We start from the raw sequence: 16,393 nt of genomic DNA on the forward strand, positions 1-16,393 counted from the left end.
GCTAACCGCAAACGGCACGCCCACATGTCACTCAAGGACCGCATACTATCTGACCTCACCGCCGCCATGAAAAACAGGGAGCAGGACCGCCTGCGGGTGCTGCGCTCCCTGAAGTCCAAGCTGCTCGAAAAGGAGATCAGCGAGCGCAAGGGCGGGGAGGCTCAACTCTCCGATGAACAGGTGGTGGAAGTGCTCATGAAGGCGGCCAAACAACGAAGGGAGTCCATCGAGCAGTTCCGGGAAGGAGGGCGCGACGATCTTGTCGCCGCTGAAGAGCAGGAGCTGGAGATAATCGAATCGTACCTTCCCGAAATGTTATCCGAAGAGGAGGTGCGGGATCGTGCGCGCCAAAAAATAGACGAATTGGGCGCCCAAGACATGTCCGACATGGGTGCCGTCATGGGCGCCCTGATGGGTGAACTCAAGGGAAAAGCCGAAGGCGGCCTCGTCAGCAGGGTCGTCAAGGAAGAACTCTCCGGGTAAAGCCATGACCCTCATAGATCTGCTCATTCTCATCCCGGTGCTTCTAACCGCCTACAGCGGTGCGGTCAACGGCTTTGTCAGAGAAATAATGGGTATCGCGGGACTCATACTGGCCGTTTTTCTGACCTTCTCCTATATGGACCCTCTGGCCCGTCTGATCGCTCCCTGGTTTACCGAAGGCGCTTCCTGGGTACCCTTTCTGGCGGGAGCGGCCATCTTCCTGGCTACCCTGGCCGTGGTCAACCTCATCGCCCATCTGTTCAGCCGCTTCCTGGAAGCGGTGCAGCTGAGCGCCCTCAACCGCCTGGCCGGGGGACTCTTCGGGGCCGCCCGGGGCGCCATACTTGTCAGCGTGGTGCTCCTCCTGCTTGCCGGATTCAATCAGCCCACGCAGGAGGTACGCCAGGAGTCGGCCACCTACGCTTACGCCGTGCAGGCCGCACCCATGGCCTTCGACGCGGTGGCGGCCATATGGCCCGGGGCGCGCGACTTCGCCGATACGGTGCAGCGCACCCTCGAGCAGTACGACCCCGTGGAACGCTTCCCCGGACTGGACCGGTGATCCCGACTGCGTCGGGACGCCTCCCCCGAACCAATGCAACCTGTAAATAAAGCCAGCAACCCTGTTTATGCCATTCAGACCTGTTGAAGAACAGATGGAAATCATTCGCCGAGGCACAGCCGAGATCGTGCCCGAGGAGGAACTTGTTGAAAAACTGGAGGCCTCGCGCGAAGAGGACCGTCCCCTCCGCATCAAGCTGGGCTGCGACCCCACCCGGCCCGACTTGCACCTGGGACATTCGGTGATCCTGCGCAAGCTGCGCCAGTTTCAGGACCTGGGCCACGAAGCCATCCTTATAATAGGCGATTTCACCGCCCGTATAGGCGATCCCAGCGGACAGAACAAGACCCGGCCCGCCCTCAGCCGCGAAGAGATCGACCACAACGCCACCTCCTACCTTGATCAGGCCACTCGCATCCTCGAACCCGCCAAAACCACCATCACCTACAACAACCAGTGGCTGGGGGAGATGAACTTCGATGAGGTGGTCATGCTCGCCTCGAAGATCACGGTTGCCCGCATGATCGAGCGCGACGACTTTTCCAAACGTTTCAACAGCAACGAACCCATCTCGCTGCACGAATTCCTCTATCCCCTGGCCCAGGGCCAGGATTCGGTGCACCTGCGCTCGGATGTGGAGCTGGGGGGGACCGACCAGAAGTTCAACCTGCTGGTGGGACGCGACCTGCAAAAGCAGGCGGGCCAGGAGCCCCAGGTGGCCCTGATGATGCCCCTGCTGGTGGGCACCGACGGCAGCCTGAAGATGTCGAAGTCCTACGACAACTACATCGGCATCACCGAGGAACCCAACGAGATGTACGGCAAGGTGCTCTCCATTCCCGACGAGCTGATGGACTCCTGGTTCGAGCTGCTCTCAGACGTGCCGGTCGACCAGCTGAACGACTATCGCCGCATGGCCGAGGATAATCCCCGCGACACCAAGCACGAGCTGGCCCTGGCCATTACCCGCATGTACCACGGGGAGAAGGCCGCACGGGGCGCCCGTGAGCATTTCGAGAAGACCGTCATCGGAGACCAGGTACCCGAGGACGCCGTGGAGCTGAACTACGAAGCCGGCAGCGAGGTGCGCCTGCTCGACATCATCGCCGACGCCGGTTTTACCTCCAGCAACGGGGAGTCCAAACGCCTCATCAAGCAGGGCGGGGTGACCATCGACGAGGAAAAGATTACCGACAAGGGACATGCCGTAAGCTTCGAGAGCGGCACCTCTTTCGTACTCCGCGTAGGCAAGCGCAACTACGCAAAGGTACACGGCAGCTGACCCTCCAACTCCAGAGCCCCATTTCGTGCTGGTCATATCCTCCCTGAACGTAAACGGCATCCGCGCCGCCCACCGGCGCGGCTTTACCGACTGGGTGGCCGAACGCGCACCCGACATCCTATGCCTGCAGGAGCTGCGCGCCCTCCCCGGACAAGTGCCGGACCCGGTGCGCAGGCTGGACTACCACGCCTACTGGCACCCCGCCGTAAAGAAGGGCTACGCCGGCGTGGGCATACTCTCCAGACGGGAACCCCTGCACGTGGAGCGGGGCATGGGACTCAAGTGGGCCGACCGGGAGGGCCGCCTCATGATGGCCGAATATGAGGAGCTCACCGTCTTCTCACTCTACGCTCCCAGCGGTACCACCGGGGACGAGCGCCAATCTCTCAAAATGGAGTTCCTGGATCATTTTCTTCCCCTGGCGCGGCGCCAGCTGGAGCAGTCCAAGCCGGTGGTTTTCTGCGGTGATTTCAACATTTGCCATACCGCCATCGACATCCACAACCCAAAGCAGAACAGCAACACCTCGGGCTTTCTGCCGGAGGAGCGGCGGTGGGTGAGCCAACTGCTGGAGGAGGGGTACGAGGACATCTACCGCAACCTGCACCCCGGGGAAACCGACCTCTACAGCTGGTGGAGCTATCGCGCCGCCTCCAAGAAACGCAACAAAGGCTGGCGCATCGACTATCACATGGGCACGCCCTCCCTGGTGCATGCCGCCCGCGAGGCGTTAATCGAACGGGAGTGGGACCTTTCGGACCACGCGCCCGTCACGGTATCCTACGACCTCTGATGCACCGGGCCTTTAGCGTGTCCTCCTTCCATGCATTTATCCAATATGCTTGTATATTTACCGTTGAATTTATCTATTCAAAGTAGAACCATTTAATATTTAAATATGTCTACGCATTACCGGGGTTCCGACGAGGAGAAGCGCACCCTGAACGCCTTTATCAAACTGATGCGCGCCTCCGAATCGGTCAACAATCGCTTGAACCGCCATCTCTCGGAAGCCGACCTCACCGTCAGCCAGTTTGGCGTAATGGAGGCGCTGCTGCACCTGGGGCCCCTGAACCAGAAGTCTTTGGGTGAAAAACTACTCAAGAGCGGGGGCAACATCACCCTGGTGATCGACAACCTGGAGAAGTGCGGCCATGTGAAGCGGAGGCGCGATCCCGACGACCGGCGCTCCATGCTGGTCAGTCTTACCGGGGAGGGCGAGCGTTTCATTCGTGAATTCTTTCCCCGCCACCTGGAGCGCATCATGGAGGAATTCGCCGTACTTAAACCCGGGGAAAAGGAGAAACTGGCGCACATCTGTAAAAAGCTGGGGCTCGGAGGACAGGATTTCTGAGCGGATTCACTCGTTGCGAACCGCATCGGCAGGTTCCACCTTCGCGGCCCGCGCGGCAGGATACCAGCTGGCCGCTACACAGAGCATCAGGCTCCCCAGCAGGATCACCGATACGTCTACCGCGCTGATGCTGGCAGGGTAGGCCTCCAGGATAAAGTCCGAGGAGAGTTTGATCAACCCGTATTCCTTCTGCAGCCAGCTCAGCAGCAGTCCCAGCGCGCCCCCCGCCCCGCAGCCGATGAGCCCTATGTAAAACCCCTGCTTTACGAATATCCGTCGTATGTTACCCGGGGTATGACCTATGGTGCGCAGAACACCGATATCTCGGTTTTTCTGAATAACGATCATAGTAAGGGACCCCACAATATTGAGGGCCGCCACCAGCACGATAATCATCAGGATCAGGTAGGATCCCCATTTTTCCAGGTACATCACGTCGTAGAGCGGCCGCTGAAGGTCGTACCAGGTAGAGAGGGCATAGCCACTGCCCAGACGCCGCTGCAGCTCCCCTTTTACCTGCTCGGCCTGTTGATGATCATCCAGACGCAGATTTACACCCGTCACCGTGCCTCCGAACTCAAAGAGGCGGCTTGCCGCCTCCAGGGCGACATAGGCCGGGGCCTGTCCGGCGAGCTGCACGGTGGAATAGGAGCCCCGAACCTCAAATCGGTAGGTGCGTGGAAGGGAAAACTGCGTAAGGGCCTTGCGCATCCCCTCGGCGCTCAGCAGCGCGACCTCGTCGCCCACGTTGATGCCCAGTTCGGCCATTAGCTGCTCGCTTAGCAAGACCCCCGGCTGACGGTCTTCTACCGAAAGGTCGTACACCCCGCTGGACAACTGTCCGGCGAGCCCATGGAGCCGCTCAAAAGAGTCGGTCTCGATACCGCGCACCGGCACCACCCGGTCGCGGCTCCGGTTGTGGGCCAGCAGCGCCTTTCCGTCGATATAGGGACTGTAGATTCGCACTTCAGGTATAGCGGCCAGCTCCTCCCGGAGGGCTGCGTCGAAACCCATCTCCCGGCCTTCAGCCGATTCGATGCGCAGGTCCGGATCGTTTTCCAGCAGGAAACCCTTGATCACCTCGAAAAACCCGTTGAAAACCGACAACACCACGATCAACAGGGCGGTGCCGATGGTCACCCCGATCACGCTGATCCCGGTAAGCGTGGAAATAAGCGAGACATGCTTGCGCGAGAATAGATAGCGCCGGGCGATAAAGGAGGTGTTCTTCATGGCTTCTAAGTTCGCTATAAATGGTCAAAGGTGAAACTGGCCGGCCTGCGTAAAATCACGTCAGTAGACCCACAGAAAACATTTTTAAATATGCGCCATCCATATATTTTAAGGCAACGGACCTTGCTTTCTCCAAAAACAAAAAACAAAGGGGTATACCTATGTCGGGGCGCAACGCACACCATAACTTTATCTTTCCCGGAACCGTCACGTTGACGTTGCTGGGACTTCTGATGGCCTTCACCCTCCCTGCCCAAGCGCAGATCTTCGGCCACGGCAGGGACACCTCCACGCCTGCCTACCAGGATCAGCTTCTCCGCGCGCTGGACTATCGCAACATCGGACCCTACCGGGCCGGACGCTCGGTGGCGGTGGCCGGACACACCGACCAGCCCAACACCTACTATACCGGCTTCACAGGCGGCGGGGTCTACAAGTCCACCAACGGGGGACAGACCTGGATCAATGTATCCGATGGATTTTTCAAGACTGGATCGGTGGGCGCCCTGACGGTCGCCCCCTCCGACTACAACGTGGTTTATGCCGGCATGGGCGAGACCTGCATCCGGGGCAACATGTCGGCCGGCGACGGCGTCTACCGTTCGCTGGACGGTGGCAGGACCTGGGAGCACATCGGCCTGGGTGATACCCACTTCATCGGCGAAATCGTAGTGCATCCCGACAACCCGGACATCGCATGGGTGGCGGCTATGGGACACACCTTCGGCACGGATGGCAACACCGAGCGCGGGGTCTACAAGACCACCAACGGGGGGGCGACATGGGAAAAGGTCCTCTACCGCAATCCCCAGACCGGCGCGGTGGATATAGAAATTGATCCCAACAACCCGCGCGTACTCTACGCCACCCTCTGGGAAGCTTACCGCAACCCCTGGAAAATGTCGAGCGGGGGACCGGGCAGCGGTCTATACAAATCCACCGATGGGGGCGAGACGTGGACCAGCCTCTCCACGCGGCCCGGCATGCCGAAAGGACTGATGGGCAAGATCGGCGTAGCCGTTTCCCCCCTCAACTCCGACCGGGTCTGGGCCATCATTGAAAGCAACAACGGCGGGGTTTTCCGCTCTGACGACGGCGGGACCACCTGGAACCGCACCAACTCCGACCGAAGCCTCCGTCAGCGCGCCTGGTACTACACCCACATCACCGCAGGCTCGGAAAGCGAGGACGAGGTCTATGTTCTTAACGTGGGCTTCTACCGTTCACAGGACGGCGGCTCGGAATTCGACGGCATCGGCACCCCCCACGGCGACCATCACGATCTCTGGGTGGATCCCAACAACCCCGACCGCATGATCGTCGCTGACGACGGAGGGGGACAGGTGACCTACAACGGCGGGGAGAACTGGTCCTCCTACTACACCTCCGCCACCGCACAGTTCTACCACGTGACCACTGACAATCAATTTCCCTACCACATCTACGGCGCGCAGCAGGACAACAGCACGGTCTCCATTAAGAGCCGGACGGAGGGCGGCACCATAGGCGAGCGCGACTGGCACCCGGTGGCCGGAGGGGAGAGTGGCTACATCGCCCCCGACCCGGACAATCCCAATGTCACCTTCGGCGGCAGTTACGGGGGCTATCTCAACAAATTCAATGACCGTACCGAGCAGAGCGACCGCGTGGACGTCTGGCCGGACAACCCCATGGGACACGGGGCCTCCGACCTGGAATACCGTTTCCAGTGGACCTTCCCCATCCATATCTCCCCGCACGATGCCGACGTGCTTTACACCACCTCCCAGTACGTGCACCGCTCCACCAACGAGGGCATGAGCTGGGATCAAATCAGCCCCGACCTTACGCGCAACGACAAATCGAAGCAGCAGAAAAGCGGCGGGCCCATTACCTACGACGACACCAGCATCGAATACTACAACACCATTTTCGCTTTCGCTGAATCGCCCGTCCGCCAGGGCGTGCTCTGGGCCGGCGCAGATGACGGGCTGGTGCATGTGAGCCGCGACAACGGAGAAACGTGGACGGAAGTGACTCCAGAAGGCATGCCGGAGTCGATGATTAGTATCGTCGAGGCCTCCCATTTCGATGCCGGAACCGCCTATCTGGCGGTCAACCGCTACAAGTTCGACGACTTCACGCCCATGCTCTACAAAACCTCGGACTTCGGCGAGACGTGGACACGCATCAACGACGGAATCCCGCAGGGCGACTTCACCCGAGTGATCCGGGAGGACCCTAACCGTGAAGGCCTGCTCTACGCGGGCACCGAAACCGGCGTCTACGTCTCGTTCAACGACGGCACCTCCTGGCAGCCCCTGCAGCAGAACCTGCCGGCGGTGCCCATCACCGATCTGGCCGTTCACGAACGCGACAAGGATTTGGTCGTGGCCACCCAGGGCCGCTCGTTCTGGGTGATGGACGATCTGCCTGTGCTCCACCAGATCCGTGACGAGGTCGTTGCCGCCGAGTACCATCTCTACCAGCCTGAAAACACCTACCTCTTCGGCGGAGGCGGCTACAGCTTCCCGGGCATGCAGTCGGGCGAAAATCCCGATCCCGGCGTCGTGGTCTACTACAATCTTCAGGACTCCACCGAAGCCGAAATCGAGCTTCAGTTCCTGGAGGGCGACGGCGACCTGATCCGTACCTTTTCCAGCAAGCACGACTTGGAAGGCAATCCCGTTGGCGGCGACAACAACTTCCACCGCGGGGAAGGCGACCTCCCGGGGGACGTGCTCGGCTCGGACGCCGGACTCAACCGCTATTCATGGGACATGGAGTACCCTGGCGCTACCGAACTGGACGGGCGCCAGATTCTCTGGGCGGGCGACACGGACGGACCCTCCGCCATCCCGGGCACCTACGAGGTCCGGCTGCTGGTGGGCGGGGAACCGGTGATGTCGCAGGACTTCATCATCCAGAAGGACCCGCGCATCGAGACCACCCAGTCTGACTTCCAGGCGCAGTTCGACCTGCATTCGGAGATCATTGCCAAACTGGACACCACCCACAAGGCCATCAACCGTATCCGCGAGGTACGCACAGGAATCCAGGATATGATGAGCGAGAACAGCGATAATGAAGAGGCCCAGGAGCTGGGCGAAAAGATCCTCGGGCAACTAGCCTCCATCGAGCAGGCCCTGGTGCAGACCCGGGCCGAATCGAGCCAGGACGTGCTCAACTATCCCATCCGCCTGAATAACAAGCTGGCGTCACTGGCCAGCACCGTGGCAACCGGCGACAACCGGCCCACTGAGCAGCAGTATGCCGTCTACGAGCACCTGGCGGCGCAGGTGGATGAGCAGCTCAGAATGCTGCAGCCCATCCTGGAAGGTGAGATTCCCGAACTGACCCGCGAGCTGGAGTCGGACGCCGTGGAGTTTGACAATCGGTAGAAAGGATCTTCAGGCATTCGGACAGCTGTCTTCAGCTGTCGGGCTTTTCTTTGTCGTCCTCCTCTTCCGGATCCCGGGACTGCTCTTCCAGCATCTCGCGTTCGCGTCGTTTGACCTCATCCCTGCGCTCGCGATCCCTGGGATCCATCTTGCGGTCCTCTTCGGTTGACCGCTGCGCCTTCTCCCGCTTGGCACGCTCACCGGCGTTCCGATCTTCTTCCTCTCGGTCCAGCTCTTCTCCCCTTGCCCTCTCCTCCGGCTTCGGCATCTCTTCGGAGGTTTTCTCCTCCATGTTCTTTGCCTTCGGCAGATCCTGCGAAAGGGGTACCGTGCTGCGCAGGTGCAGGTCGCGCTGCGGAAAGGGAATCTCCACCCCATGCTCCCGGAACTTGCGGACCACCGCCTGGTTGAGCTCGTTGCGTACCTTCGGATAGTATTTAACGTCGCCGATCCAGGCTCGGAGCTGCATATTCCACGAAGAGTCCCCGAATTCCACCAGGTGCACCTCCGGTTCGGGATCGTCCATTACACTTTCGTTATCTTCGGCCACTTCCATCAGGGCCTTCAGTACCTTCTCCAGGTCGGAGCCGTAGGATACCCCCACATCGATGTCCAGCCTATAGGTGGGATCGCCGTAGGAATAGTTGATAACGTCTTTGGAAACAAACTCCGAGTTGGGGACGATGATGGAGATGTTGTTGATGGTGCGCACCTTGGTGGAGCGTATGTCGATCTGGGTAATATCTCCCTCAATATTGTTGACGCTGACGCGGTCGCCGACCGCAATGGGCCGTTCAAAAAGAATAATCAGTCCCGAAATAAAGTTGGAGGTGACATTCTGCAGCCCGAAGCCTATACCCACCGAGAGCAGGCCGAAAACCACTGCCAGACTGCTCAGATCTAACCCTATAAACTGCAGGGAAAGAAGAACGCCGACGCTGACGATAACGTACTGGGTGACGCGGGAGAGGGTGTAGCTCATTCCCTTGTCTATGTTAAAGCGGTCCAGCACTTTCCGGATCAAAACTTTCCGCACGAGGTAAGCAGTCGCTATAGAGAGGCCGATAAACAGTATAAAAACGAAGACATTGCCTATGGTGATAGGCGTGTCCTTTACCTCAAAAAGGACCACGTTGAAAAACCAGGCCACATATTCCAGAATTTCGCTCCAGCTCATCGACTCCATGCGCAATAGGAATGGGTGCATCTTTTCGTGCCGCTGCAACTAACAATAGGAGGGCCTCGCTTAACAAGCAAATGTCATTTACCCGCTTCAGCGAACCGGCTGTACCGCTATTCCCATTGAATGTGCCGGGTTATAGCCCTATTTTCAGGGTTCTCAACCCATCCCTCAAACACCAGCAATTCATGCGCATCATCATATTCGGCCCCCCGGGCGCGGGCAAGGGAACACAGGCCCAACGCATCGAGGAGCACTACGACATTCCCCATTTATCTACGGGCGAGATTTTCCGCACCGCCATACGCAATCAGACTTCCCTGGGTAAAAAAGTTCAGTCCATCCTGGAAGCCGGTGAACTGGTGCCGGATGACACAGTGGTAGGACTGGTCGAGGATGAACTTGCCAAGGAGCGTTACCGGGATGGTTTTATCCTGGACGGCTTCCCCCGCACCGTCCCCCAGGCCCAGGCCTTTGATGAGTTTTTAGAGCAAAAGGGCCGCACACTGGAAGCTTTCCTGCTGCTGAAGGTGCCCGAGGAGGAGCTCATATCGCGTATTCTGAGCCGTGGAGAGGGACGATCCGATGATACAAAAGAGAAGATAAAGAAGCGCCTCAGCGTCTACTGGGAGGAGACCCTTCCTGTTCTGACGTACTACCGCAAACAGAATCTGGTCTCCGAAATTGACGGCACAGGCTCTATCGCGGAAATCCAACAGCGCATCCGCGAGACGCTGGACGCCTCTTGACGCCCATTGCCGCGGGAAAGCCTTCTCCGCACCTCTTCTATCCCTCCTCTTCCAACACGGCAAGAATAGCGGGGGTGACATCCGTGATGCGCTCAGCCCGGCGAAAATGGCGGGACCCGGGACCCTGAACGTAAAGAGGCACCAGATTGCAAGTGTGCGTCTTGACGGAGAGATCTTCCAGATTGCCGTGATCGCTGCACAACACCAGGGTGTGGCCACTCTTTACCCCTTTCAATAGACGCCTGAGAAAACGACCGTAACGTTCCAGTATCTCACTGGCTTGCAACCTGCTGCGGCCGTGTCCCGCCTTGTCGGTCAGGTAGTATTCGTAGAGCAGCAGGTCCACCTGGTCCATGCTCTCCAGAACACGTTCCGCCGCCTCTTCCGGCATAATAACCGGCACCTCCAGTCCCAACTTCTCTCTCCAGGCCCGCTGCGTCAGCCCGGCCGTTACAGCTTTTCCCAGACGTACCTCCTCTTCCCCATTCAGCTTCAGCCCCGCGGCCCGACTCATCAGCGTAGTGCAGGTCCACCTCCCACGTTGTCGGGAGTGTTGAAAAAAAATCTCCGGGTAGGCATTGATAAAATGGCATTTCCATCCACGTTCCTGTGCTTTGCAAAAGACACTCCGCTCGCAAAGCATGGGTTTTACACCCGAATGAGGAAAAGGACCGAAGTGTTTGCCTATGACTTCCGGGGCATTCTCACCGGTAAACAGCGCCGCCTGCCCAGTGCCGCTCTGCGGCAGCCCCTCTACGCCCAAATTAGCATCTACCGCGCGCAGCAGACGGTATTCCTCCTCATAGTCTGCCCCATCTATCATGGCTCCGCCCCGGGCCATTTCGCTGAACCCCGGCAGATCATTCCGGTCAAAAGGATTCTGTTCACCGGAATTTCCCAGCCCGATACCGTCCACAAATAGGAACAGTACACCCATTGGTCAGCGATCCAAAATTAAGGTTACCGGGCCATCGTTACTGAGATCAACCTCCATATACGAGCCAAAACGGCCGGCGGCCACAGGACCAGCGAAGTTGTTCTCCAGGTAGTGAAGCATATAGTCGTAGAGTTCCTCCGCATGTCCGGGATCAGCCGCTTCGCTGTAGCTGGGACGGTTACCCCTGGAGGGGTCACCATAGATGGTAAACTGCGATACGATCAACAGTTCCCCTTCCACATCTTCCACAGAGAGATTCATCCTGCCCTCCGGATCATCAAAGATTCTCATCTTTCGTATTTTTTCACAGCACCACTCCACATCCTCGCGCTTGTCTCCCTTGCGAATACCTACGAGCAGAAGCAGGCCTCTGCCGATGACTCCCAACTTCTCGCTTTCCGAACGAACCGATGCACTGCTGACGCGCTGGATAACTATTTTCATGGGTGGATGGGGTTACAAAATTTGTGGATTATTATGTGTATAACTCACTTACCCTTGCTATTTCCTCGAATATGACAAAATTTTCCACATCAATTCACATTCAAAACCCGCTATCCACAAGTTTTCAAGAGTCATTACAGCGTGCATAACTAGAAAACAATCCACATTGGACCTTTTTTATTTGTGGATATCTCCTTTTTACTTCCCCTAAATACTTGTTTTTTATAGGTCCCTTTATTAACAATTTTATAAACATTTGATTCTCTCCCCGCTTGGGCATGTGCATACATTTGTTATCAACTTATCCACGGGACCTACAATGGACTACAAATATTATATATTCTATTGTTATTACCCTTTACCTGTGGATTGTGTGGAGAAATAGTTTTAAAAAAGCGGGGGCTTCTTTCTATATTTCTATTCGTCCAAAAAACGAAACCACTATTCAATTTTCGCAATAATCCATGAAGCGATGAGCGATTCCGATAGATCTCTTAAGAAATCCCTCACCTACAAGGATGCCGGTGTAGACATCGAAGCCGGCGAACGTATGGTGGAGTCCATCAAAGGAGTAGTGCAGGAGACCCACAACGAATCGGTGCTTCGCAACATAGGGGGATTTGGTGGACTTTTCCGGGCTGATTTTACCGGTATGGACGATCCGGTACTCGTTAGCAGCGTGGACGGGGTGGGGACCAAGCTGATCGTGGCCTTTCGCTGCGAAATATACCACACGGTAGGGCAGGACCTTGTGAACCACTGCGTGAATGATATCGCCGTCTGTGGTGCAGAACCTCTTTTTTTTCTGGACTATTTTTCCACGGGAAAACTGGAGGAGCATGTAGGCTACGAAGTGGTACGGGGATTCGCAAAAGCCTGCAGGGAAAATGGTGTTGCGCTGGTGGGAGGTGAGACTGCCGAGATGCCGGATATCTACGACGAGGGTGAATTTGACCTGGCGGGCACGGTTGTGGGTGTGGTGGACCGCAGCCGCATCATTACGGGAGAGGAAACCAGGAAGGGTGATCTGCTGCTGGGCTTGGCGAGCTCAGGGCTTCATACCAACGGTTATTCTCTGGCCCGCAAGGTGCTCTTCCGGGAGTACGCCGTAGATGAATATGTGGAGGAACTGGATGCCACCCTGGGGATATCCATGCTGAGCATACATAAGTCCTACCTTCCGCACATTCGAAAACTGAAGGAGTTGGAAGGGCTTCGGGCATTTGCTCATATCACCGGCGGAGGTATCGCCGGGAATACGCGCAGGGTACTACCCGGGGAAAGAAAAGCCGATATAGACTGGGAGGCGTGGGAGCGTCCACCCATTTTCAGGTTGATTCAGCGGTTGGGCAACGTACCGGAACAGGATATGCGCGCCACCTTTAATCTTGGCATTGGTCTGGTGGCCGTGGTGGATCCACAGGCCGAGAATGCGGTATACGAGGCGGCAGAGGAGCTGGGCGAGGAGATCATTCCCATCGGAACCGTCAACTGAGAAATGACATGAAAAAAGCGAGACTTATTGACATAGCGCACGGCCGAAGCGGGGACAAGGGAGACGGGAGTAATATTGGTGTTATTGCCCGACACCCTGATATCTATCCCTTCCTGGTTAAAGAGCTTACCGCCGAAAGGGTGAAAGAGCACATGAAGCACATCTGCAGGGGCGAGGTGGAGCGCTATGAGCTGCCCAATATAGGTGCGCTGAATTTTATTCTGTATAACAGCCTGGGCGGCGGTGGTACGGTTTCCCTCAAGCTGGATGCCCAGGGCAAGACCCACGCCTCCACCCTTCTCCGGATGGAATTGGAAGTACCCGATCATCTGCTTGAAAAAGCGGGGAAGGACTGAGGCGACCGGCCATCCGGTCAGCGGCGGAGCCTTTGGCGCAGGAGAAGTAGATCAGAAACGGAAAACCAGGCCGAAACGGTCTCTGGAAGGCTCATAGCCAATACCAAGGCCCACGTCCAGGGAGAGATTGGAAAGACGGAATTTTGTATGCAGCTCAATTCCCACTACCGACTGCGCTTGGGAAAGTCCACCGTTGGAAGGATCGAAAACCGTATCGCTGAAGGCTGCCAGATAGATATTTTCAAGGTAGAGAGGAAGTAAAAATCCCCCGTTGTCGGGATAAAAGAGTGGGATGGTATAGCGACTCTCCAGGCTGACCAGGTTGGAGGCGAGGGGAAGTACAGGATCTGCAAAGGCTTGGGAAACCACGGACTGTGTATCGAATACGGGAGCCGTCTGGGTGAGCAGCTGAATGCCCAGCCGGAGGGATTGGTTGAAGCGGCGAAGGGGTGACACCCATGTATTGATGCCGGCGCGCAGTGCGGTTGGACGGTTGAAATTAAGTTGAAACTGCTCGCCCAGGGTGCTGATCACCGTATGGTCTCCGGAAAAATAGTGTTCCAGCTGCCCGTATAACTGAACTCCGCTGTTGGGTTGAAGGTCGCGGCTGTTTTGCTGCAGGCGATAGTTGAGAACGGCGTAAAGTCGGCCGATGGGAATATTGGCAAAGTCAGAAGCGGCGTCACCGGCGTGGTGGAGCTCGAAATAGCGTATTTGTGAGCGTGAAAGCTCGGGCCGCAGGGTAAGGGAACTGAAAAAGACGTTGTTCTCAAGCGTCCAGCGGAAAGGAAAGGCCAGGGAAAAATCACGCTGCTCACGCACCATGCTACGGACTACGGTATCCTGTTGAGTAACAAAGCGGAAGTCGCGATAGGAAGGCGTGCTGGATATACTGGCTTCAAAACCAGGAAAAAAGCGGGAGTTGCGGTAGGTCAGATCGTACCAGAAACGATCTTGTACCTGGGTCAGGTCCAGACCATAAGACTGCTGCTGGAGCAGATCACTGCTGTGCAGGGAGATGCCGATGCGGTAGACATCTCGGTTGGAAACTTCTTCCACGTAGGGAAGAAGCAGGCGGGGACGCAGCCATTCCATTCCCACCTTGTAGTCCCCTTCTTCCCAGCCTGTGGTGTCGGCGGTCGATCCCGCAGGGGGGCGGGTCATGCGTTCTATTACAGAGGGTCCTGCCTGCCATATATCTTCGGGAAGCGTGGGATAACTGGTCCCTGAACTGCGCTCCATAAGGGCTGGAAGGTGTTCGCTTCCTTCCTGAACAACATAGGCTATACGGTCCCCGGAAGGACTGTAGGAACCCTCGAATACGTTGCTTCGTGTACTGGTGAGTTGCCGCACCGACGCCCCGTCCAGGCGGTATTCATAAAGCTGCAGGCTGCCGTCACGGTCTGAGCTGAAAAGCAGATATTTGCCGGAAGGATGCCACTCGGGATCAAATACGGAGCCGTTTTCGAAAGCGATGTCAGGTTGCTTCGGCAGATTGCCGGGGAGATTGGCGGTATCCACAATCCATAGTCCCTGGACGCCGCGGCGGTTGACGATCAGGGCCAGGCGGTCCGAGCCGACTGGAGATGCAGCTAGGTCTGTCACACGCGCATTACCGATGTCAAGCAGAGGAGTGGGCTGGCCGCTAGCAGGATCGAAACGAACAAGGCGTGTGGAGCTATCTATGTTCTGCAGCGCATAGATGTCATTTTCTGCAAAGACGGGCGAGAAGAGGCCGAGGTTTCTGCTGAGGAAGCGGTGTCTGCCGGCGTCTTTCTCCCAGAGGGCAAGGTCGGCGCGGAAAGCATTGTCATAGCGTGCGCTGGGACGGTGAACCGCGAAAATAAGCTGTTTGGCATCCGGGGAGAGATCAAAATGATAGTCGGAGACGCTGCCGGTAGTTGTCAGCCTCGTCATATCACCGCTGGACAGCCGGTATTGATAGAATCCAGAGCGGCTGTTGTAGGAGGAGAGATGAAAAACCAGGGTGGAGTCGTTTGCCCACTGGGGTTGCCGCGCAGAGATGCCCCTGTAGGTCAGGCCCGGCAAGATTTCGGGCGTCGTATGCGCGGTTGCGCCGGTGGAGGATGGAGTACTTGACAGGGTGTCATTCCAGGCCTCTTCAAAGCGGTTATGCAGCCGGGAAGGCCAGAAACCCGTGGTGTGGCGCAGGGCCCAGCCGTAGCCCAGAAAAGGGAAGCGGACATAGAAGTCGAGGGCCCGGCGGGTGATATCTTCTCCAAATTCCTGATGCAGCCAGGACGTAAAGATGCCGCCTCCTATGTAGTGGCGGTTGTAGGGACGGGTATAGGAAGAGGTTTGTACCATCTGTCCCATACTCCAGGCAGCTTCTCCCCCGTGGAGGGCGCGGTAGGGACCGGTAAACCAGGCGTAGCCGCCTCTTCCTCCTCCCGGCAGCACCCCGGTACTCTCATGGTGCACGGCGATGCCCTCATTGATGCCCGAGGGAATGGCCCCGTGGAAGGAACGTCCCAGGTCGGGGGCAAAAAAACCCACAATGGAGGGAAGAGTGAATCCCCCCAGATTGCTGTACTGCAGAGCATGAACCAGCTCGTGGGGCACCACCGCCTCCAGCCAGCTGCCCGACCGGGGATTGATGGTCTTGCCGGCGGCGGGTGCCAGGTCAATTTCAGAGCGGAAATGAAGAGAGGTGACGAACCCGTTGGAGCGGTCGTTGTATCCCCGAAGCACCACGGGGAAGTTGTGAAGCTCGCCGCCTACCAGCGAACGGACCTCCCCGTACTGCGCCTCCAGCAGTCGTCCCGTGGCAAGGGCGGCTGAGTCCGAACCCGCGGGATAGACGATGCGGAAGTGGTTGGTGGAGAGCTCCTGCCATGCCTGGTTGGGGGGACGGTATTCCACAGGATAGAACTGGGCCTGTGCTGACATACAAACCGCAAGCAGAAATACACCGGCC

Annotated in this window: 15 protein-coding genes; 10 read left to right on the top strand and 5 right to left on the bottom strand. The window is 57.6% G+C overall.

The genetic code is table 11. The features are described 5' to 3' along the window. The first annotated feature begins 24 nt into the window (after nt 1–24). From U5K31_08305 to U5K31_08325, 5 genes are all read left to right on the top strand, one after another. Entirely contained in the window at nt 25–483 is a 459-nt protein-coding gene (locus tag U5K31_08305; protein MDZ7772723.1) for a GatB/YqeY domain-containing protein, read from the top strand. 4 nt (nt 484–487) lie between these two features. Next, nucleotides 488–1,045, top strand: coding sequence for a CvpA family protein (locus U5K31_08310; protein ID MDZ7772724.1), 558 nt, complete (start codon nt 488–490; stop codon nt 1,043–1,045). A 67-nt stretch (nt 1,046–1,112) separates the two neighbouring features. Then, nucleotides 1,113–2,327 (top strand): tyrosine--tRNA ligase, encoded by a 1,215-nt coding sequence (gene tyrS, locus U5K31_08315; protein MDZ7772725.1) that lies wholly within the window; start codon nt 1,113–1,115, stop codon nt 2,325–2,327. A 25-nt stretch (nt 2,328–2,352) separates the two neighbouring features. After that, nucleotides 2,353–3,120: an exodeoxyribonuclease III gene (locus U5K31_08320; GenBank protein ID MDZ7772726.1), complete on the top strand. Its 768-nt coding sequence runs from the start codon at nt 2,353–2,355 to the stop codon at nt 3,118–3,120. A gap of 105 nt (nt 3,121–3,225) precedes the next feature. Continuing rightward, entirely contained in the window at nt 3,226–3,681 is a 456-nt protein-coding gene (locus U5K31_08325) for a MarR family transcriptional regulator (GenBank protein ID MDZ7772727.1), read from the top strand. A gap of 6 nt (nt 3,682–3,687) precedes the next feature. Here U5K31_08325 and U5K31_08330 read toward each other — a convergent pair whose 3' ends face one another. Beyond that, nucleotides 3,688–4,914, bottom strand: a complete 1,227-nt coding sequence (locus U5K31_08330) for an FtsX-like permease family protein (GenBank protein MDZ7772728.1) — start codon at nt 4,912–4,914, stop codon at nt 3,688–3,690. A gap of 161 nt (nt 4,915–5,075) precedes the next feature. Here U5K31_08330 and U5K31_08335 point away from each other — a divergent pair, with 161 nt between their 5' ends. Further along, nucleotides 5,076–8,294, top strand: coding sequence for a glycosyl hydrolase (locus U5K31_08335; GenBank protein MDZ7772729.1), 3,219 nt, complete (start codon nt 5,076–5,078; stop codon nt 8,292–8,294). Between the two features lie 31 nt (nt 8,295–8,325). Here U5K31_08335 and U5K31_08340 read toward each other — a convergent pair whose 3' ends face one another. Further along, nucleotides 8,326–9,480, bottom strand: a complete 1,155-nt coding sequence (locus U5K31_08340; protein MDZ7772730.1) for a mechanosensitive ion channel — start codon at nt 9,478–9,480, stop codon at nt 8,326–8,328. A 182-nt stretch (nt 9,481–9,662) separates the two neighbouring features. Here U5K31_08340 and U5K31_08345 point away from each other — a divergent pair, with 182 nt between their 5' ends. Continuing rightward, complete coding sequence (locus U5K31_08345; protein MDZ7772731.1) at nt 9,663–10,223, top strand: adenylate kinase; 561 nt, start codon at nt 9,663–9,665, stop codon at nt 10,221–10,223. A 37-nt stretch (nt 10,224–10,260) separates the two neighbouring features. Here U5K31_08345 and U5K31_08350 read toward each other — a convergent pair whose 3' ends face one another. Beyond that, nucleotides 10,261–10,866 (bottom strand): alkaline phosphatase family protein, encoded by a 606-nt coding sequence (locus U5K31_08350; GenBank protein MDZ7772732.1) that lies wholly within the window; start codon nt 10,864–10,866, stop codon nt 10,261–10,263. Here U5K31_08350 and U5K31_08355 point away from each other — a divergent pair. Further along, nucleotides 10,810–11,145 carry a hypothetical protein gene (locus U5K31_08355; GenBank protein ID MDZ7772733.1) on the top strand — a complete coding sequence of 112 codons (336 nt, stop codon included), beginning with the start codon at nt 10,810–10,812 and terminating at the stop codon, nt 11,143–11,145. The genes U5K31_08350 and U5K31_08355 overlap by 57 nt on opposite strands. 18 nt (nt 11,146–11,163) lie before the next feature. Here U5K31_08355 and dtd read toward each other — a convergent pair whose 3' ends face one another. Then, nucleotides 11,164–11,604, bottom strand: coding sequence for a D-aminoacyl-tRNA deacylase (gene dtd / locus U5K31_08360; protein MDZ7772734.1), 441 nt, complete (start codon nt 11,602–11,604; stop codon nt 11,164–11,166). Between the two features lie 472 nt (nt 11,605–12,076). Here dtd and purM point away from each other — a divergent pair, with 472 nt between their 5' ends. Continuing rightward, complete coding sequence (gene purM, locus U5K31_08365; GenBank protein MDZ7772735.1) at nt 12,077–13,099, top strand: phosphoribosylformylglycinamidine cyclo-ligase; 1,023 nt, start codon at nt 12,077–12,079, stop codon at nt 13,097–13,099. A gap of 8 nt (nt 13,100–13,107) precedes the next feature. Continuing rightward, nucleotides 13,108–13,455, top strand: coding sequence for a hypothetical protein (locus U5K31_08370; GenBank protein MDZ7772736.1), 348 nt, complete (start codon nt 13,108–13,110; stop codon nt 13,453–13,455). Nucleotides 13,456–13,506: 51 nt separating this feature from the next. Here U5K31_08370 and U5K31_08375 read toward each other — a convergent pair whose 3' ends face one another. Further along, nucleotides 13,507–16,365 (bottom strand): hypothetical protein, encoded by a 2,859-nt coding sequence (locus U5K31_08375; GenBank protein ID MDZ7772737.1) that lies wholly within the window; start codon nt 16,363–16,365, stop codon nt 13,507–13,509. Nucleotides 16,366–16,393 lie beyond the last annotated feature (28 nt).

Source organism: Balneolaceae bacterium, assembly GCA_034521445.1.
Classification (GTDB): Bacteria; Bacteroidota; Rhodothermia; order Balneolales; family Balneolaceae; genus JAXHMM01.

Bases quoted from the DNA above. Each gene is read 5' to 3' on its own strand.
- U5K31_08305 (MDZ7772723.1), top strand. From the start codon at position 25: ATGTCACTCAAGGACCGCATACTATCTGACCTCACCGCCGCCATGAAA.
- U5K31_08310 (MDZ7772724.1), top strand. From the start codon at position 488: ATGACCCTCATAGATCTGCTCATTCTCATCCCGGTGCTTCTAACCGCC.
- tyrS (MDZ7772725.1), top strand. From the start codon at position 1,113: ATGCCATTCAGACCTGTTGAAGAACAGATGGAAATCATTCGCCGAGGC.
- U5K31_08325 (MDZ7772727.1), top strand. From the start codon at position 3,226: ATGTCTACGCATTACCGGGGTTCCGACGAGGAGAAGCGCACCCTGAAC.
- U5K31_08330 (MDZ7772728.1), bottom strand. From the start codon at position 4,914: ATGAAGAACACCTCCTTTATCGCCCGGCGCTATCTATTCTCGCGCAAG.
- U5K31_08335 (MDZ7772729.1), top strand. From the start codon at position 5,076: ATGTCGGGGCGCAACGCACACCATAACTTTATCTTTCCCGGAACCGTC.
- U5K31_08340 (MDZ7772730.1), bottom strand. From the start codon at position 9,480: ATGGAGTCGATGAGCTGGAGCGAAATTCTGGAATATGTGGCCTGGTTT.
- U5K31_08345 (MDZ7772731.1), top strand. From the start codon at position 9,663: ATGCGCATCATCATATTCGGCCCCCCGGGCGCGGGCAAGGGAACACAG.
- U5K31_08355 (MDZ7772733.1), top strand. From the start codon at position 10,810: ATGGCATTTCCATCCACGTTCCTGTGCTTTGCAAAAGACACTCCGCTC.
- U5K31_08350 (MDZ7772732.1), bottom strand. From the start codon at position 10,866: ATGCTTTGCGAGCGGAGTGTCTTTTGCAAAGCACAGGAACGTGGATGG.
- dtd (MDZ7772734.1), bottom strand. From the start codon at position 11,604: ATGAAAATAGTTATCCAGCGCGTCAGCAGTGCATCGGTTCGTTCGGAA.
- purM (MDZ7772735.1), top strand. From the start codon at position 12,077: ATGAGCGATTCCGATAGATCTCTTAAGAAATCCCTCACCTACAAGGAT.
- U5K31_08370 (MDZ7772736.1), top strand. From the start codon at position 13,108: ATGAAAAAAGCGAGACTTATTGACATAGCGCACGGCCGAAGCGGGGAC.
- U5K31_08375 (MDZ7772737.1), bottom strand. From the start codon at position 16,365: ATGTCAGCACAGGCCCAGTTCTATCCTGTGGAATACCGTCCCCCCAAC.